This window comes from Caulobacter sp. (assembly GCF_965279145.1).
Classification (GTDB): Bacteria; Pseudomonadota; Alphaproteobacteria; order Caulobacterales; family Caulobacteraceae; genus Caulobacter.
Window position 1 is genome coordinate 1,220,928 of record NZ_OZ257139.1, and the last position, 17,216, is coordinate 1,238,143.

A 17,216-nucleotide genomic window follows, 5' to 3' on the forward strand; every position below is an offset into this window, starting at 1 on the left:
CCTCACATCGCTAGACGAACCGGTAGCCGACGCCCGGCTCGGTCACGATGATCCTGGGCGCGGCCGGATCGTCCTCCAGCTTCTGACGCAGCTGGCCGACGAAGACCCGCAGGTACTGCACGTCATGCTCATGGGCCGGCCCCCACACAGCGGTCAGGATCTGCTTGTGAGTCATCACCTTGCCGCCGCCCCGCGCCAGGCAGGCCAGCAGGTCATACTCCTTGGGCGACAGGCGGACCGGCGCCTGGCCCCGGGTGATGCGGCGGTTCAGCAGATCAACCGTCACCGCGCCCGAGGTCAGGACCGGTTCGGCGCCGTCCTGCTTAAGCCGATGGCGCAGGGCCACCCGTAGCCGGGCCAGCAGTTCGCCGACCCCGAAGGGCTTTTCGACATAGTCATCGGCCCCGGCGTCGAGCGCGTCGATCTTCTCGGTCTCGCGGTCGCGGGCCGACAGGATCAGGATCGGCCCCTCATAGAAGGCCCGCGCCCTGGCCAGCACCTCGCGGCCGTCCATGTCGGGCAGGCCCAGGTCGAGCACCACCGCGTCGGGGGCCTTGCGGGCGATTTCGCGCAGGCCCGACGTGCCGTCGTCGGCCCGCACGCACTCATAGCCGGCGGCGTCGAGGGCCGGGCCCAGGAAGCGGTGGATCTGGGGTTCATCGTCGATGACGAGGATGCGGGGGCGCCAGGCGGTCAAAGCATGTGTCCAGGGGTGGGCGTGTCCTTGCGCAGGCTGATCAGGATCCGCGTGCCGCGTCCATCATGGATCGGGCTGGCGGCGGCGATTCGGCCACCCATGGCCTCGACGAAGCCCTTGGCGATCGCCAGGCCCAGGCCCGAACCCTTGCCGCGCTCGCCCTTGCGGTCGCTGGCCTCCTCCATGCGGCGGAAGCGCTCGAACACCCGCTCCAGCTCGGCGGTGGGGATGCCCCTGCCCTCGTCCTCGATCGACAGCACGACATTGCCGCGATCCTCGTAGGCGGCGACCTCGATGCGCGAGCCGTCAGGGCTGTAGGCGATGGCGTTCTCCAGGATGTTGACGATCGCCTGCTCCAGCAAAGACCCATCGGCCCGCACCATCGACAACGATGCCGGATAGTCGCGCGACAGATCCCGCGCGCCGAGGCGACGCTCGACCCGCTCGATGGCGGCGGCCAGCACGTCGCGGACGTCGATCCAGTCGCGACGACTGACCAGGGCCCCGCCCTCCAGCCGCGTCATGTCCAGCAGGTCTCCGACATAGCGATTGAGCCGCTCGGCCTCCTCGCGGATCGACAGCAGAAGGTCGGCGCGAACCTTGGGCTGCAGCGACTTGCCGAAGTCGATCAGCGTCGTCGCAGCGCCCAGCACCGTCGACAACGGCGTGCGCAGGTCGTGGCTGACCGAGTTGAGCAGGGCCGAGCGCAGGCGGTCGGACCGGCGCAGGGCCTCGGCGTCGGCGGCCTGGTCCGCGAACTCGGCGCGCTCCAGGGCGACGGCGCCCTGGTCCAGCAGGGCGGCGGCGAAGCGCTCGTCTTCCTCGGCCGCCAGGGCCTTTGGGTCGAGGCCCGCGACGCCCGAGCGCGCCTTCACCCCCTGCAGCGGCCGGAAGGTCCAGGCGGCGTTGGGCAGGGTGCCAGTGCCCGCGCCGGCCGGCTCGCCCCGCTCCCACGCCCAGCGGGCGGCGGCCATGTCGGCGGTCGAGAGCAGGGCAAGCTTCGGCGCGCTGGCGGCCGTGGCGATCTCGCCGTCGGCGGCGGGCAGCAGAACGACGGCCGCGCCGCCGGTGGCGGCAGCCAGCTGTTCGGCCAGGGCCTCGGCGGCCGTCTCCTTGCGGGCCGCGCCCGACAGGCGACGACTGGCGGCCAGCAGCGCGGTGACGGCCGAGGCCCGCCGGGCCGTCGCCCGGGCCTGGTCGCGCACACGGCCCGTCAGCCACCCCGTGGTCAGGGCCACGGCGAAGAACACCACGAAGGTCAGGACATCGGCCGGATGGCCGATCCAGATCGTCAGCCGGGGCTCCAGAAAGAAGAAATTGTAGAAGAAGGCGGCCAGGGTCGCGGCCAGCACGGCCGGCCAGAAGCCGAACGCCAGCCCGCTGACGAGTACGCTGAGCAGGAAGATCATCGCCAGATTGGCGTTCTCGACCCGCTGGTCGATCACCATGGACAGCGCCCCAGCCAGCGCGACCAGCAGCGTCGCGGCCAGATGTCCGCGCCAGTTGACGGCGCGCGACGACGGGCTGCGAGCGACGACAGGCTCGGCCGTTGTCGGGCCCTCGGTGATGATGTGCAGCGCCACCCCGGTCGAGGCCTTCAGCAGGGCGGGGGCGAGAGAGGGGCGGAGCAGACCGCGCCAGCCCGCATGTCTGGACCGGCCCAGGACGATCTGGGTGACGTTGTTGCGGCGTGCGAAACCCAGGGCCCCGGCGACGAGATCATCGTCATTGAGCACCACGGTCGCCGCGCCCAACTGCTCGGCCAGCTTCAAGGCCTCGTTCAGGCGCACGCCGCGCTGGGGATCGCCCGCGGCGGAGCCGCTGGGGCGCTCGACATGGGCGACCGTCCAGGGGGCGTCCATCATCATGTCCGACAACCGCCGGCCGGCCCGCACCAGGGAAGCGGCCATGGCGTCGGGACCGATCAGGACCAGGATGCGCTCACCCGCCGCCCAGGGCCCCTCGACCCCGGCCCGCTTCATGGCCTGGTTGAGCTGATCGTCCACCGTCTGGGCGGCGCGGCGCAGGGCCAGCTCGCGCAGGGCCGTCAGATTTTCGGGCTTGAAGAAGTTGTCGGCCGCCAGCCGCGCTGTCTCGGGCACATAGACCTTGCCCTCGGCCAGCCGCTGGCGAAGCTCCGACGGCGTGATGTCGATCAGTTCGATCTCGTCGGCCCGCGACAGGGCGCTGTCAGGCACGGTTTCGCGCTGGCGGGCCCCGGTGATCCGCAGCACCACATCGACCAGGCTTTCCAGATGCTGGACGTTCAGCGTGGTCCAGACATCGATGCCGGCCGCCAGCAGCTCCTCGACGTCCTGCCAGCGCTTGGGATGGCGCGAGCCCGGCGCGTTGGAGTGAGCGTACTCGTCGACCAGAAGCAGGCCGGGCTTGCGCCGCAGGGCTCCATCGAGATCGAATTCCAGATAGGTGCGATCGTTATGCTCCAGCGGAGCGCGGGGCAGAACCTCCAGATCCTCAAGGAGACTCTCGGTCTCGGCGCGGCCGTGGGTCTCAACCACGCCGACCAGCACCTCGCCGCCCGAAGCTTGCAGCTTGCGGGCGGCGCTGAGCATCTCGAAGGTCTTGCCCACGCCCGGAGCCATGCCCAGGAACACCTTGAGCCGTCCGCGACCGGGGCGGCCGGTCGCGGCGAGCAGGGCGTCGGGATCAGGGCGGGGCGGTTCGTCTGGCGTCATCGCAAACTCAGGACCGGGCCTCGCGGTTCAGGGCGTCGAGGGCGAGGTTGACCTTGAGCACATTGACCCGGCTCTGGCCAAGAAAACCCAGCGTCGGACCACGGGTCTGGGCGGCGATGACCGCTTCCACGCGGCCTGGGGCCAGCTTTCGCGCGGCGGCGATGCGGGCCGCCTGACGCTGGGCGTAGGCGGGCGAAACATCGGGATCCAGGCCCGAGCCGGAGGCGGTGACCGCGTCGACCGGGATGGCGCCTGGGCCGGCGGCGCGCAGGGCGTCGGCGTCGGTCTTGACCCGGGCGGCATAGTCCGGGTTCAGCGGACCATAGTTCGAGCCCGACGAGGCGGCCGCGTCATAGCCCTTGCCGGCCGCTGACGGGCGCGGATGCAGATAGGCGTCGCCGGTGAAGGCCTGGCCGATCAGGTTCGAGCCGACGACCTTGCCGCCCGAGCGGATCAGCGAGCCCGAGGCCTGGGCCGGGAACAGGGCGCCCGCCGCGCCGGTGACGGCCAGGGGATAGGCCAGTCCCAACAGCACGGTGAAGAACAGGGTCGAGACGATGGCGGGACGAAGGTGGGAAAGCATGGCGCTTGTCCTTTGGACAGATCAGGCCGCGCCCAGACAGGCGCAGGCGACGACGATGGCGATCATGGTCAGGGAGGCGATGAGGTCCTTCATGGCCTCAGGCCAGACCGAGGGCGGAGACCAGCAGGTCGATCAGCTTGATGCCGACGAACGGCGCGACCACCCCGCCCAGGCCGTAGACCAGCAGGTTGCGTGACAGCAGCCTGGCGGCGCCGACGGCCCGATAGCGCACGCCGCGCAGGGCCAGCGGGATCAGGGCCGCGATGACCAGGGCGTTGAAGATCACCGCCGACAGGATCGCGCTCTGCGGGCTGTGCAGCCGCATGACGTTCATGCCGCCCAAGGCCGGCAGGGCCGCCACGAACAGGGCCGGGATAATGGCGAAGTACTTGGCCACATCGTTGGCGATCGAGAAGGTGGTCAGGGCGCCGCGCGTGATCAGCATCTGCTTGCCGACCTCGACGATCTCCAGAACCTTGGTCGGATCGCTGTCGAGATCGACCATGTTGCCGGCCTCGCGGGCGGCCTGGGCGCCGGTCTGCATCGCCACACCGACATCGGCCTGAGCCAGGGCCGGGGCGTCATTGGCGCCGTCCCCGCACATGGCCACCAGCCGTCCCTTGGCCTGCTCGGCGCGGATCAGCCGCAGCTTGTCCTCGGGCGTCGCCTCGGCCAGAAAGTCGTCGACACCGGCCTCCGAGGCGATGGCGGCGGCCGTCACCGGGTTGTCCCCGGTGATCATCACGGTGCGCACCCCCATCAGTCGCAGTTCGGCGAAGCGCGCCTTGACGTTCGGCTTGACCACGTCCTTCAGGTGGATGACGCCGACCAGGGCGCCATTCTCGCTGACCGCCAGGGGCGTGCCGCCGGAACGGGCGATGCGGTCAACCGCCTGGCGAAACTCGGCCGGCGTATCGGCGTCAGTCAGGCCCTGCGAGCGGACCACCGCGTCGACCGCGCCCTTGCGCCAGCTGTCCTTGCCGGTGTCGAGACCCGACTGACGGGTGACGGCCGAGAACGGGATCACGGCGGCCCCCTCGGGGATCTCGGCCGTCAGTCCCGCCTGGCGGGCCAGGTCGACGATCGAACGGCCTTCCGGCGTCTCGTCGGCCAGGGAGGCGTTCAGCGCGGCCCGCATTGCCGTATCGGCGCGGATGCCGGGGGCCGGGATCACCTCGGTGGCCATGCGGGCGCCAAAGGTGATGGTGCCCGTCTTGTCCAGCAGCAGGGTGTCGATGTCGCCCGCCGCCTCGACCGCGCGGCCCGAGGTGGCCAGCACATTGTGCTTCATCAGCCGGTCCATGCCGGCGATGCCGACGGCCGACAGTAGGCCGCCGATCGTGGTCGGGATCAGGCAGACGAACAGCGCGCCCAGCACCATCGGGTCCAGTTTCACGCCCGAATAGGCGCCCAGGCCCAGCAGGGTGACGACGGCGATCAGGAACACCAGGGTCAGGCCGGCCAGCAGCACGGCCAGGGCGAGTTCGTTGGGCGTCTTGCGACGGTCGGCGCCCTCGACCATGGCGATCATGCGGTCAAGGAACGACGAGCCGGGCTGCGAAGTCACCCGCACCTTGATCCAGTCGGAAACCACGGTGGTGCCGCCCGTGACGGCCGAGCGGTCGCCGCCGCTCTCGCGGATCACCGGAGCGCTTTCGCCGGTGATGGCCGCCTCGTTGACGCTGGCGACGCCTTCGATGATCTCGCCGTCGGCGGGGACCACGTCTCCGGCCTCGACCAGGATGATCTCGCCCAGGCCCAGCTTGTGGGCCGGTGTCGGAATCCAGGTTCCGGTCGTCGGATCGATCAGCAGCTTGGCCTTGGTGTCAGTGCGGGCCGCGCGCAGGCTGTCGGCCGCCGCCTTGCCGCGCCCTTCGGCGACGCTCTCGGCCAGGTTGGCGAACAGCACCGTGGCCCAGAGCCACAGGGCGATCTGGATGGCGAAGGCGGCGGGCTGGCCCGAGCCGATCGCGACGGCCGCCGAGACGGTGGCCAGAACGGCGACCACCTCGGTGGCCAGGATCACCGGATTGCCGACCAGCTTGCGCGGATCCAGCTTGACGAAGGCGTCCTTGACCGCGCGGGCGATGACCGGGGCGGTCAGGCCGGCGCCGAGGCTGGACTTGGTCTGCTCGCCGACCGAGGCGGCGGATGCGGAAGACATGGAGGTCGTCCTTGAATGAGGAGTCATGAAGCTCAGCGCGCCGCCGCCAGCACCTGGAAGTGCTCGACGATCGGGCCCAGCGCGAGCGCGGGGAAGAATTGCAGGCCGCCCAGGATCAGAATCACGCCGATCAGCAGGCCGATGAACAGGCCGCCATGGGTCGGCAGTGTGCCCGCCGTGGGCGCTAGCTTCGGCTTGGCGGCCAGAGATCCGGCCATCGCCATCACCGGCACGATGTAGGCGAAGCGGCCCAGGATCATGCAGAGGGCCAGGCTGGTGTTCCACCAAGGCGCGTTGGCGGTGAGGCCCGCGAAGGCCGAGCCGTTGTTACCGGCCGCCGACGAGTAGGCGTAGACGATCTCTGTCAGGCCATGCGGTCCATGGTTCAGCAGGCCCTGCAGCGCCACCGGCAGCACGGCGGCCACGGCCGAGAAGCCCAGGATCGCGATCGGGAGGATCAGCACCGCCAGCATGGCGTACTTGATCTCCCGGGCCTCGATCTTCTTGCCCAGATACTCAGGCGTGCGACCGACCATCAGCCCGGCGACGAACACGGCCAAGAGGGCCATGATCACCATGCCGTAGAGGCCCGAGCCGACACCGCCGGGCAGGATCTCGCCCAGCTGGATCAGGAAAAGGGCCACACCACCGCCCAGGGGCGTGAAGCTGCCGTGCATCCCGTTGACGCCGCCGTCCGAGGCGCCGGTCGTGAAGGCGGCGAACACAGCGGTCGACGCCGCGCCGAAGCGGGTCTCCTTGCCTTCCATGTTCGGACCGCTGGCGACGCCGGCGGCCTGCATCGCCGGTTGCGGCGTCAGGGTCTCGGCGGCGTAGATCGCGCCGGCTCCGGCCCCGACCAGGATGACCATGGCCGCGACGAGCGCCTTGGCTTCCTTGCGGGCCATGGCGACCCGGCCGAAAGCGATGACACAGGCCAGGCTGAGGACGTTCATCCCGACCGTCTCGATCAGATTGGTCCAGGCGTTGGGGTTCTCGAACGGATGAGCGGAGTTGGCGTTGAAGATCCCGCCGCCGTTGGTGCCGAACTGCTTGATGATCTCCTGGCTGGCCACCGGGAACAGGGCCAGGGTCTGGGCGCCGCCCTCGACCGTGACGGCCTGAGCGTTCGCGGCCAGGCTCTGCGGCACGCCCAGGGCGACCAGGGCCAGGGCCCCGAGGATGGCGACGGGCAGCAGGACGTAGAGGCTGATGCGGGTGACATCGACCCAGAAATTGCCCAGGTCCTGGCCGCGATTGGCGGCGAAGGCCCGCGCGACGGCGGCGGCGATGGCCAGGCCGGCGGCGGCCGAGACGAAGTTGTGGGTCGTGAGGCCCGCCATCTGGGTGAAGGTCGAGACCGTCGCTTCAGGGACGTAGGACTGCCAGTTGGTGTTCGTCACGAAGCTGACGGCGGTGTTGAACGCCAGATGCGGCGACAGGCCGCCAAAGCCCTGCGGGTTGAACGGCAGCACGCCCTGCAGGCGCAGGATAGCATAGAGCAGCAGGAAGCCGGCGGCGCTGAAGGCCAGAACACTGGCCGCATAGCTCAGCCAGGTCTGGCCCTTGGCGCGATCGACGCCGAACGCCGCATAGGCGAACGCCTCGACGGGCTTGAGAATGGGATCGAGCCAGGTCCGTTCACCGGTCCAGACCCGCGCGAGATAGAGGCCGAGCGGAACGCTCAGCAAAACCGTCAGGCCGATCGTGAACACGATCTCGGCCCAGCCCCGCCAGTCCATGCGAGGTCTCCTTGTTGTCTCGAGGAAATCAGAAGCGGTCGGGGCGGATCAGGGCCGCGACCATGTAGACGCCCAGGCCGATCGCGGCGGCGGCGTAGAGCAAGGTGAGAAGCATCGGCTCACACCTTGCGCAGCAGACGCGCATAGAGGCCCAGGAGCGCGAAGCTCCCAAGTCCCAGCGCGATGAAGATGAGATCCGCCATGGGGCGCCTCCGGTGAAACTGGACCGGAGGGATGCGCCTCAAGGGCGTCAGGATGCGCCGGGGAAGACAAGCCCCGCGCATAAGGGCCGCATAAGGATCAGGCGGCGGCGGACTTGGCCATCGGCGGCGCCAACGTGACCGACTCCTTGGTCTGAACCAGGCAGCCGTACCATCCCAGACCCTTGTAGGTCTCGTAGCCCGGGGTCAGGGCGTAGCCGACGGTAAGGTCGCCCTCGGCATAGCTGCCCATCGCGCCTTCCGAGGTGTTGAGCGGGAAGGTCTCGGTCAGCACGCCGCGACCGTCCGAAGCGGCCAGGACGCGGCCCTTCTGGTCCAGCAGCATCACCCGCGAACGGCCGCGCTCCTCGGTGGTCAGGCGCACGCCGTCGACCACGGCCTGGGCCTGCGGCTTCCAGTCGAAATGCACGCCCAGCACGCCCAGCACCTTGCCGTTGCTCAGACCGCCGTCGCGAATGGCGGTGGCGTAGGTGGCGACGGGGGCCTCATTCAGCGCCTTCACCCGCTCGATGTCACAGGCGATGAAGTCGTCGCCCGTGGCGGTCTTCATGGCGTCGCGGAACCAGGGGGCGTCGGCCACCGAGATATTGCGAGCGCCGGGGTAGCGATCGGGACGCCCCGTCGCCACCACCTTGCCCCGGGCGTCGCAGATCCACAGATCAAGATAGACGGTGTAGGCGTCCAGGATCACGCCCAGCCGCTGGGAGGCATGACGAGCGCTGTCAGGCGAGGCGTCGTCGACACAGGCGACCACGGCCGAATCGGTGGCCCACCAGCGGACGTCGCAGGTGCGCTCATAAAGATTGCGGTCGACGATCTCGATGGCGTTCAGCGCGAGGTCGGCCAGGCGCTGACCACGCATGTGACCCAGGATCGCCCCGCCGATCGCGGTCAGCTCGTCGAGGTCGGCGCGCACCTGGCTTTCCAGAGCGGCGGCCACGGCGTCGATCTCGGTGGAGATCTTCTTGAACTCTTCAGCGACGATGGCGAAGCCCTTGCCGGCCTCGCCGGCGCGCGCCGCGACGATCAGGGCGTTGATCGAAAGCATCTTGGCCGCGCGGTTCACGCGGGCGATCTCACCGATCTTTTCCCCGGCTACCGTGCTCAGGCGCTCGGACAGGTCCAGAATCCGTTCCGGACGCAGACTGGCGTCTTGTTCCAACCTAGGCGAGCCTCACGCAAATACTGAACCGAATCAGTGAAGGCTCGCGCAAAATGACGCTCGCGTCACGCGCACATCTCACCCTCAGCCGCAGATCAATTCCTTTCAGCCGTCAGGCGAAAAAAGTCTGGCGTAACGGCGGTATTTTAGGCCTTGAGCGCTCGAAAAGCTGGCATTTTGCCTTCAGCGCCTAGGGCGTCGCCGCGCCTCGAACGACGAGGGCGGTCAGGTATTCGCGCGGGGTTCTGGGTCGATCCAGACCCAGGCGGCGGAGACCGCTCACAAGCGGATCGCCGCGCAGACCCTTCCAGGCCAGGGCGACCATCGCTGACGGATCGGCTTGCGCGGCCTTCAGGCGGCCCAGGACGGGAAGCAGGGCAAGTTCCTGACTGTCGAAGTCCGAGCCGAACGGCAATGCGGGCGTCAGGCCGGCCGCCTTGACCGAAGCGAGCGCGGCGGAGACACGTTCGGGCGTGTTGTCGCGGAAGGCGGCCGGGATCGCATAGTCGCGCTCGATCTTGCCGGCGGCCTTGGCGGTGTCGAGCAGCGGTCCCTGAAAGCGGGTATCCGTGACATTCAGCAGAGCCGCGATGACGTCGCGGTCGGTGCGGCCGCGAAGGTCGGCGACGCCATATTCCGTGATGACGATATCCCGCAGGTGGCGGGGTATGGTGCCGTGGCCATAGGACCACAGCACGTTCGACGCCGCCTTCGGGCCGGCGCCCCGCACGGCGTCCAGCGTGATGACCGACTGGGCGTCGTCGAGAGCGAAGGCCTGGGCGACGAAATTGTACTGGCCGCCGACCCCGCTGACCACGCGGCCATCTTCCAGCCCATCGGAGACCACCGCGCCCAGCAGCGTGACCATCATCGCGGTATTGATGAAGCGCCCGCCGACCCGCGCGGCGCGCTTGGCGTCTTCGTCTCCGTAGAGCTCGTTGATGCCAGAAATGGCCTTCATCTGGAATTTGGCGCGGTCCTCGCGCGGCATCTCGCGCAACGCCGTATAGAAGGCCCGCGGGCCCAGGAAGAAGCCGCCATGCAGCACCGCGCCCTCGATCTCGCGCTTCAGCACGCCCGCCTTCCAGAGATCGAGCAGGCAATCGACGAACATCTCGGTGGCGGCGTAGAGGCCGTGCTCGAAAGGCTCAACGTGGCGAGGCGCGGCGCCGGGTGACAGCCGCTCCAGGGTCTCGCGGAAAGCGCCGGTGTGGCGGTGGCGGACGATCAGCGCCTGCGCCACGGCGTCGCTGATCGAGCCGATCCCCATCTGCAGGGTGCCGCCGTCGGGCACGAGACTGGCGGCATGAAAACCGATGGCGTAGTGGGCCTCGCTGACCGGCTCCTTGGGCGGGGCAAACAACGGGAACTGCACAGCCTCGCCGTCGAGCACGTGGCTGAAGGCTTCCCTCGGCAGATCGCCGTCGCCGGGCATGAACGGCAACTCGTCATTGACCTGGCCGACCAGCAGGAAGTCCGCCCTGCCCGCCTTGCGCGCCGCCAGCAGGTCGAGGGTGATGTCGGTGTTGCAGGAGAGGCTGTAACGATCCCCCTCCCGCGCCACCAGCTGGGCCAGAACGTTCACCCCGCGATCCATCAGATAGCGCGCGGCATGGGTGTAGTTGGCCGAAATGTAGCTGCGCTGAGCGCTCTCGACGCCCAGCCGCGTGCCGGCCTGGAAGAAGAACTCATCGACCTGGATATTGCCCGGCAGGGCGTCACGGCGCTGGACCTCGGCATAGGCCAGGGCCGGATAGCCGCCCATGGTCCGCGCGATGATCGGCCCCAGGAACCGCGCCTCCAGGTCCGACTTCGGTCGAGGCGGCTCCAGGGTCAGGGCCGAGAACACGTGCAGATGGATCGACGGATCGGCCATGGCCCGCGCGAACAGGGCGTTGGCCACGTGGTTTGCCTTGCCCAGCCCAAGCGGCAGGCCCAGCACGACCTTTCGGCCGACCTTGTCGATGATGGCCTGAGCCAGGAGGTCGGGGTCGGTGAAGTTGGCGGTCATCTCGCCAGTTTGGACCATCCCGTCACCGGCTTGAAGCGCTGGTCGCGCCTAGCCTCGCGTTCGTTCCGCCGACCCGCGGCGCGCCAACGCCCCGGCAAGGGACATCGCAGCCGCCCCGGCGCGGTGCGCCAGGGCGGCTGATGGAAGCGCCGCTTGGTCGCCGGCCCTAAAGCCCTCCAGCGCCGCCGAACTTGTGGGTCAGCTGCAGGTAGTAGCTGCGCCCGGTCGAGTCGAACCAAGAGGTGTCATAGTAGGGATAGCTCGAATAGGTCGGATCGCGCTGCGGCCCTTTGTCCAGCAGGTTGTCGACCGCCAGGCTGATCCGGGTGGTGTCGTTCAGGTCGTACTGGATGGTGGCGTTGTAGAGATAGCTCTCCTTGATCCAGCCATCCTCGGCGTAGTTGGGCAGGCGATCCAGGCGCTGGCCATGCACGCCCAGGGTCAGGCGATTCAGGGTCCAGTTGATCGAGCCGGTGCTCTTGGAGCGCGGGATGTCGTACCCACTGTCATAGGCCAGCTGGTTCTCGATCGGATCACCCGGATACTGACGGCTGGTGTGATTGTGCACCCAGGTGTGGGTCAGGCCGAAATTGAACGTTCCAAAGCTTTCGGTCGGCCAGCGATAGTGGGCGGCCACGTCAACGCCGCTGGTCTTTTCAGTGGCGACATTGATCGGATTGATCGTCACGGTCGCGATGGCGCCCGGATTGATCGCCGCAGTCAGCGAGTTGCGGGTCACGCGGGCCAGGGCGTCGACACAGGTTGGCGACGACGCGCTGACCGCCGTACCGGCGCTGGTCTTGCCCAGCCGGCAGTCGGCCTCCTGGCGCAGCACGCTGTCCAGGCTCATGTCGAGTACGGCGTTGTCGAGCTGAACGCGGAAGTAGTCGACCGAGATGTCGAAGTTGCGAACCGGTGACCACACCGCGCCATAGTTCAGCGACTTGGAGGTTTCCGGCTTCAGCTTGGCGTTGCCCAGGCGAACCTTGACCAGACCCTCACCGGCATAGCTGCAGTCGCCGATGTCTTCATTCGGCTCCTCGCTGCGGCAACGATAATAGTCCGTGCCCGAGGGGTGGCTGATGCCTTCCTTGGCGAATACATAGTGCAGGTCGGGAGCCCGGAAGCCGGTGCCATAGGCGCCGCGCACCAGCAGCGTCTTGACCGGACGCCACTCAAGCCCGCCGTTATAGGTGAACTTGTCGATGGTGTTGCCGCCGTATTTGTAGCCGTCGTAACGGCCGGCGGTGCTGAGCTCGAGACTCTTGAGCAGTGGCGCGCGGAACTCGTAGCCAGCGCCCCAGCGCTTGCGGGAGCCATCGCCGTCGGCGTCACGCAGACCGTAGTAATAGTTCTGGGTGGCCAGCGGATCGAGGCCCAGCTTGTAGGACTGCTTGCCCAGCTCGGCGACGGCCGCGAAGCCGACCGGACCGGCCGGCAGGGTGAACAGGTCGGCCTTGTTGACCTGGAACGAGACGCCCTGCTGACGGGCCACCGGCTTGTAGGTGGTGCGGGCGGTGATCGAGTCGAACTCGGCCACGGTCAGAGGCCTGTAGAGGCGGGCCGGATCGGCGTTGAAGATCGGGTAGCCGCTGTCGTCATCGACGCCGCGCTGCGCGCCCAAGAACAGGGCCGTGGCCTTCGAGGTCACGACCTTGGGCCAGCTGATCGACGACTTGTACTGGCTGAAATTATAGAAGGCCTCATAGTCCCAGCCGCCGCCCAGCGAGCCCTTGACGCCCGGGGTGATGCTGAAGGTGCGCGAGACGTTCTTGATGTAACCCTTGCTCAGGCCACCCATCTCCTCGGGCGTGAAGTTGCGGTGCCACAGATCCAGCGCGCCCGTGAACTGGTTGTAGAAAATGCCGTCTTCGCTGCCGTTGGCGTCCTGGTATTCCCAGTTCAGCACATCCTGGAACTGGCGCGTGCGGCTATAGCCGGCGGAGATGTCGGCGAAGAACGACAGGTCATCGGTCTTGGCGTAGGTCAGCGAGGCGACGACATTGGCGCTCTTGCGTTCGCTGATGATGGTGCCGTAGCCGATCGAGCTGTAGCTGCCGCAGTAGTAACCGGGGCCATAGTCGTCCAGAGCATCGTCATAGGCTCCCCAGCGCGGCCGGCTGGCGTACTCCACGGAACCGCCATTCAACTTGCCGAGGCTGGCGCAGGTGGCCTTGCCTGGATCGACATATTCCTCTGCGTCGGGATCGATGCGGAGGAAGTCGCGGCGCGCGATGCGGGCGCGGGCCGTAGGGGCGTCCTTGGTGCTGTCCTGAATATCGCGGTCATAGGCCCAGAGCGGCTTCTGGTTGACGAACTCGCCGCCAATGACGAGGTCGAAGTCACCCTGCGAAAAGCCGCTGGAGACATTGACGCGCTGGCTGCTGGCGCCGCCGTGCTCGAGACCGCCGAAGGTGACATCGACGATCGTGCCGTCGGCCTTCTTCTTCAGATTGAAGTTCACCACGCCCGAAATCGCGTCCGAGCCATAGACGGCCGAGGCGCTGCCGCTCAGCACCTCGATGCGGTCGATCATGCCCAGCGGGATGGAGGAGGTGTCGGTGAAGGCGCTCTTGCCGTTGAACGGCAGGGGGAAGTCGGCGATGCGGCGACCGTTGACCAGCACCAGCGTGTGGTTGGGACCCAGGCCGCGCAGGTCGACCTGCTGGGCGCCGGGCGTCCAGTCGGCGCCGCTGGACGACTGCTGGGTCTGGGTCTCGCCGGCGTTCTGGGTGAGACTGCGCAGCACGTCAGGCACGCTGTTGAAGCCGGCGGCCTTGATGCTCTCACTGGTGATGACGGTGACCGGGGCCGGCCCCTCAGTGGCGATCCGGGGAATGCGCGACCCGGTGACGACCAGGGCCTCGACCGCGTTCTCGTCGGTCTGCGGGGTGGACTGCGCAAGCGCCTGACCCGTGATCATCAGGCCCGCCGCGCCGGCAAGGGCGCTGGCCCTCAGCAGATGCATTTTCATCATTGTCCCCTCATTTTGGCGGCGCATCCATTCCCGTGGACAAGCCGGACGCCGGGTTGCACCCCCAGACCGCTTCATGTTGGATTGCATTTCGCACAAATTGAAAGCTGAAAAGATCAAATTGTCAGATTTGATGGACACAATGTGTTCCGCGTGCAGCTTTGATGCACAGAGCCCGGATCGGTGGCGTCGGCGCGGAAAAGCCTCGGCGGCGGTCCGGCGCGAGGCGGAACCCTGGACCTGGCGCGATACGCACGCGCAGGGTCGCACGAGGCGAGGACTGGACATGATGCTGGCTAGACTTTCGGCGATCGCGATGGCGACGGCCCTGTTCCTTCCCTTCGCCGCGCGCGCGGCCGATGCGCCCGCCAAGGGTCCCGACGCCGTCGGACCGGGCTACGAGTATTATGTGATCGGCGACATCGCCGCGCCGACGCCGGGCAAGACGGGGCCGCTGCTGGCCCTGATGGGGGGCGGCGACTGGCCGATGGACGCCTTCCGGCAGTTCGTCAAGCAGTCCGGCGGCGGTCACATCGTGGTGCTGCGGGCCCGCGGCGGTCGCGAACTTCAGGACGAGATCTACAAGGACGTCGGCGGCGTGGCCTCGGTCGAGACCCTTGTGATCCACGACGAGGACGCCGGCGAAGACCCCAAGCTGCTGGCGGTCATCGCGCGCGCCGACGGGATCTTCTTCGGCGGCGGCGACCAGAGCAACTACATCCGAGCCTGGAAGGGCACGGCCCTGAACAGGGCGCTTGACGCCCATGTAAAGGCCGGCAAACCCATCGGCGGCACCAGCGCCGGCCTCGCCATTCTGGGCGGCTATTCCTACGGTTGCCTGGATTCCATCAGCATCACCTCGCCCGAGGCGCTGAAGAATCCCACCGGGGCCAGCGTCACCCTGGTGCGCGACTTCCTGCATCTGCCCTATCTGTCGAAGGTCATCACTGACAGCCACTTCGACAAGCGCGATCGCCAGGGCCGCCTGGTGGCCTTTGTCGGCCGGTTGATCCAGGAAGAGGGCGATCCATCGATCACGGGCCTCGGCATCGACGAGGGCACGGCCATGCTGATCGACGGCGAGGGCGTGGGCCGGTTCTATGGCCCCGGTCACGCCTGGCTGGTGCGACCGATGGCCAGGCCCGCCACGATCATCGCCGGCAAGCCCCTGACCTATGCGCCCTTCCCCATCATCGGCGTCGGTCCGGACAGCCGCCTAGACTTCAAGACCTTTAAGGTCACCAAGCCAGCCTTCACCTTGACCGCCCGGGTCAAGGACGGCGTGCTGATCCGCAGCGACCGCTGACCGCCTGTTTCCTCGCGTTCCTTCCTTCGAGCTCCCGCCCGGGGCTGACACCGATCTGCTTAAGAGAGTTGCGATGATGACTTCCCGTATCCGCTCGCTCGGTCTTTCGATTCTGGCCCTGTACGCGGCGTCCGCGCCGGCCATGGCGGCCGAGGGCAAGTGGTCGCTGGCCGTTCATGGGGGGTCTGGTGTTCTGGATCGCGCCGACCTGACGCCCGAAAAGGAAAAGGCCTATCGCGCCGGTCTCGACGCCGCTCTAGAGGCGGGGGCCAAGGTGCTGAAGTCCGGAGGCTCCAGCCTGGACGCGGTCGAGACGGTGGTGCGGACCCTGGAGGACAATCCGCTGTTCAACGCCGGCAAGGGCGCGGTCTTCACCGCCGAGGGCAAGAACGAGCTGGACGCTTCGATCATGGACGGGGCTACCCTGAAGGCCGGGGCCGTCGCGGGCGTGACCCGCACCCGCAACCCGATCAGTTTGGCCCGAGCCGTGATGGAGAAGTCCCCGCATGTCATGCTGACGCGGGAAGGCGCCGACCAGTTCTCCAGGGAGCAGGGCCTGGAGCAGGTCGACCCCAGCTATTTCCGCACCGAGGAGCGCTGGAAGCAGCTGGAGACCTGGCGCAAGGACCATCACGCGGTTCTGGATCCCACCCACCTGTTCGGCACCGTCGGCGCGGTGGCGCTGGATCAGTCCGGGCACATCGCGGCCGCCACCTCGACGGGCGGCATGACCGGCAAGCGCTGGGCGCGGGTCGGCGACACGCCGATCATCGGCGCCGGCACCTATGCCCGGGATGGCGTCTGCGCGGTTTCAGCCACGGGATCGGGCGAGTACTTCATCCGCGAGACCGCCGCCCGCCGGGTCTGCGACCGCATCGCCTGGAAAGGCGAGGACGTTCAGACGGCGGCCGACCAGACCATGGCTTCGATCACAAAAATCGGCGGCGATGGCGGCCTGATCGCCATGGACGGCCAGGGGCGGGCGGCCTTCGGCATGAACGACCTGGGCATGTATCGTGGAGCCATATCGTCAGCCCTGCCGACGCCGCGCACGGCGATCTACACCAACGAACCTTCGCCGAAGTGAGCCCGATGGTCCGGACAGACTCAGGGAGGAGCCGATGAAGTCGGACGACCAGAACCTTGCCGAGGTCGACCGGCGATTGCTGGCGATGCTGCGCGAGGACTCGCGTCAGCCGGTGACCAAACTGGCCGCCGACCTTGGGCTCTCGCGGGCCAATGTCTATGCCCGCCTCAGCCGCCTGGAGCAGGATGGCGTCATCCAAGGGTACACCGTCCGCCTGGGCAGCGACTATGACCGCCGCCAGATCCGCGCCCAGGTCATGATCAAGGTCCAGCTGAAGCTCGCCAAGGTGACCGAAGAGGAATTGGCCGCCATCGCCGAGCTGTCGGCCCTGCACGCCATCAGCGGCGAGTACGATCTGATCGCGCTGATCGAGGCCGAGACCGTCGCCGAACTGAACGCCCTGATCGACCGCATCGGCGCTCTGGAAGGCGTTGAGCGCACCACCTCCTCGATCCTGCTGGCGACCAAGATCCTGCGCTGAGGGGCGCTGGCGAGCGTTTCTCTCGCAACACCGGCCAAACACGGCGTTTTTCGAGGCCTCCGCCAAACTAAACTCTCCGCGATGAGTGAGGGAGT

At 67.9% G+C, this 17,216-nt stretch carries 12 protein-coding genes; 3 read left to right on the forward strand and 9 right to left on the reverse strand.

Annotation, left to right across the window (positions count from 1 at the left end; translation table 11 throughout):
- Nucleotides 1-10: 10 nt before the first annotated feature.
- The 9 genes from ACQY9P_RS05690 to ACQY9P_RS05730 form a co-directional block, all read right to left on the reverse strand.
- Nucleotides 11-697 (reverse strand): response regulator, encoded by a 687-nt coding sequence (locus tag ACQY9P_RS05690; RefSeq protein ID WP_421736235.1) that lies wholly within the window; start codon nt 695-697, stop codon nt 11-13.
- Nucleotides 694-3,393: a DUF4118 domain-containing protein gene (locus ACQY9P_RS05695; RefSeq protein ID WP_421736234.1), complete on the reverse strand. Its 2,700-nt coding sequence runs from the start codon at nt 3,391-3,393 to the stop codon at nt 694-696. The genes ACQY9P_RS05690 and ACQY9P_RS05695 overlap by 4 nt, the downstream gene beginning before the upstream one ends.
- A gap of 7 nt (nt 3,394-3,400) precedes the next feature.
- Nucleotides 3,401-3,976 (reverse strand): potassium-transporting ATPase subunit KdpC, encoded by a 576-nt coding sequence (gene kdpC / locus ACQY9P_RS05700; RefSeq protein WP_421736233.1) that lies wholly within the window; start codon nt 3,974-3,976, stop codon nt 3,401-3,403.
- 97 nt (nt 3,977-4,073) lie between these two features.
- On the reverse strand, nt 4,074-6,140 hold the full coding sequence (gene kdpB, locus ACQY9P_RS05705; protein WP_421736232.1) for a potassium-transporting ATPase subunit KdpB: 2,067 nt from the start codon (nt 6,138-6,140) through the stop codon (nt 4,074-4,076).
- A gap of 32 nt (nt 6,141-6,172) precedes the next feature.
- Nucleotides 6,173-7,879: a potassium-transporting ATPase subunit KdpA gene (kdpA, locus tag ACQY9P_RS05710; protein ID WP_421736231.1), complete on the reverse strand. Its 1,707-nt coding sequence runs from the start codon at nt 7,877-7,879 to the stop codon at nt 6,173-6,175.
- 28 nt (nt 7,880-7,907) lie between these two features.
- The gene (locus tag ACQY9P_RS05715; RefSeq protein WP_421736230.1) at nt 7,908-8,051 is read right to left on the reverse strand and encodes a potassium-transporting ATPase subunit F; all 144 of its coding nucleotides are present in this window, start codon (nt 8,049-8,051) and stop codon (nt 7,908-7,910) included.
- A gap of 128 nt (nt 8,052-8,179) precedes the next feature.
- Nucleotides 8,180-9,262, reverse strand: a complete 1,083-nt coding sequence (locus tag ACQY9P_RS05720) for a methyl-accepting chemotaxis protein (protein WP_421736229.1) — start codon at nt 9,260-9,262, stop codon at nt 8,180-8,182.
- 190 nt (nt 9,263-9,452) lie between these two features.
- Nucleotides 9,453-11,291 (reverse strand): acetyl-CoA hydrolase/transferase C-terminal domain-containing protein, encoded by a 1,839-nt coding sequence (locus tag ACQY9P_RS05725; RefSeq protein ID WP_421736228.1) that lies wholly within the window; start codon nt 11,289-11,291, stop codon nt 9,453-9,455.
- Between the two features lie 148 nt (nt 11,292-11,439).
- On the reverse strand, nt 11,440-14,247 hold the full coding sequence (locus ACQY9P_RS05730; protein WP_421736227.1) for a TonB-dependent receptor plug domain-containing protein: 2,808 nt from the start codon (nt 14,245-14,247) through the stop codon (nt 11,440-11,442).
- A 289-nt stretch (nt 14,248-14,536) separates the two neighbouring features.
- Between ACQY9P_RS05730 and ACQY9P_RS05735 the strand changes: the two genes are divergently transcribed.
- From ACQY9P_RS05735 to ACQY9P_RS05745, 3 genes are all read left to right on the forward strand, one after another.
- On the forward strand, nt 14,537-15,553 hold the full coding sequence (locus ACQY9P_RS05735) for a cyanophycinase (RefSeq protein WP_421736226.1): 1,017 nt from the start codon (nt 14,537-14,539) through the stop codon (nt 15,551-15,553).
- Between the two features lie 73 nt (nt 15,554-15,626).
- Complete coding sequence (locus ACQY9P_RS05740; protein WP_421736225.1) at nt 15,627-16,640, forward strand: isoaspartyl peptidase/L-asparaginase family protein; 1,014 nt, start codon at nt 15,627-15,629, stop codon at nt 16,638-16,640.
- 34 nt (nt 16,641-16,674) lie between these two features.
- Complete coding sequence (locus ACQY9P_RS05745; RefSeq protein ID WP_421736224.1) at nt 16,675-17,121, forward strand: Lrp/AsnC family transcriptional regulator; 447 nt, start codon at nt 16,675-16,677, stop codon at nt 17,119-17,121.
- Nucleotides 17,122-17,216: the final 95 nt, after the last annotated feature.

Coding starts and splice junctions, on each gene's coding strand:
- ACQY9P_RS05695 (WP_421736234.1), bottom strand. CDS start 3,393: ATGACGCCAGACGAACCGCCCCGCCCTGATCCCGACGCCCTGCTCGCC.
- kdpC (WP_421736233.1), bottom strand. CDS start 3,976: ATGCTTTCCCACCTTCGTCCCGCCATCGTCTCGACCCTGTTCTTCACC.
- kdpB (WP_421736232.1), bottom strand. CDS start 6,140: ATGTCTTCCGCATCCGCCGCCTCGGTCGGCGAGCAGACCAAGTCCAGC.
- kdpA (WP_421736231.1), bottom strand. CDS start 7,879: ATGGACTGGCGGGGCTGGGCCGAGATCGTGTTCACGATCGGCCTGACG.
- ACQY9P_RS05725 (WP_421736228.1), bottom strand. CDS start 11,291: ATGGTCCAAACTGGCGAGATGACCGCCAACTTCACCGACCCCGACCTC.
- ACQY9P_RS05730 (WP_421736227.1), bottom strand. CDS start 14,247: ATGAAAATGCATCTGCTGAGGGCCAGCGCCCTTGCCGGCGCGGCGGGC.
- ACQY9P_RS05735 (WP_421736226.1), top strand. CDS start 14,537: ATGCTGGCTAGACTTTCGGCGATCGCGATGGCGACGGCCCTGTTCCTT.
- ACQY9P_RS05740 (WP_421736225.1), top strand. CDS start 15,627: ATGATGACTTCCCGTATCCGCTCGCTCGGTCTTTCGATTCTGGCCCTG.
- ACQY9P_RS05745 (WP_421736224.1), top strand. CDS start 16,675: ATGAAGTCGGACGACCAGAACCTTGCCGAGGTCGACCGGCGATTGCTG.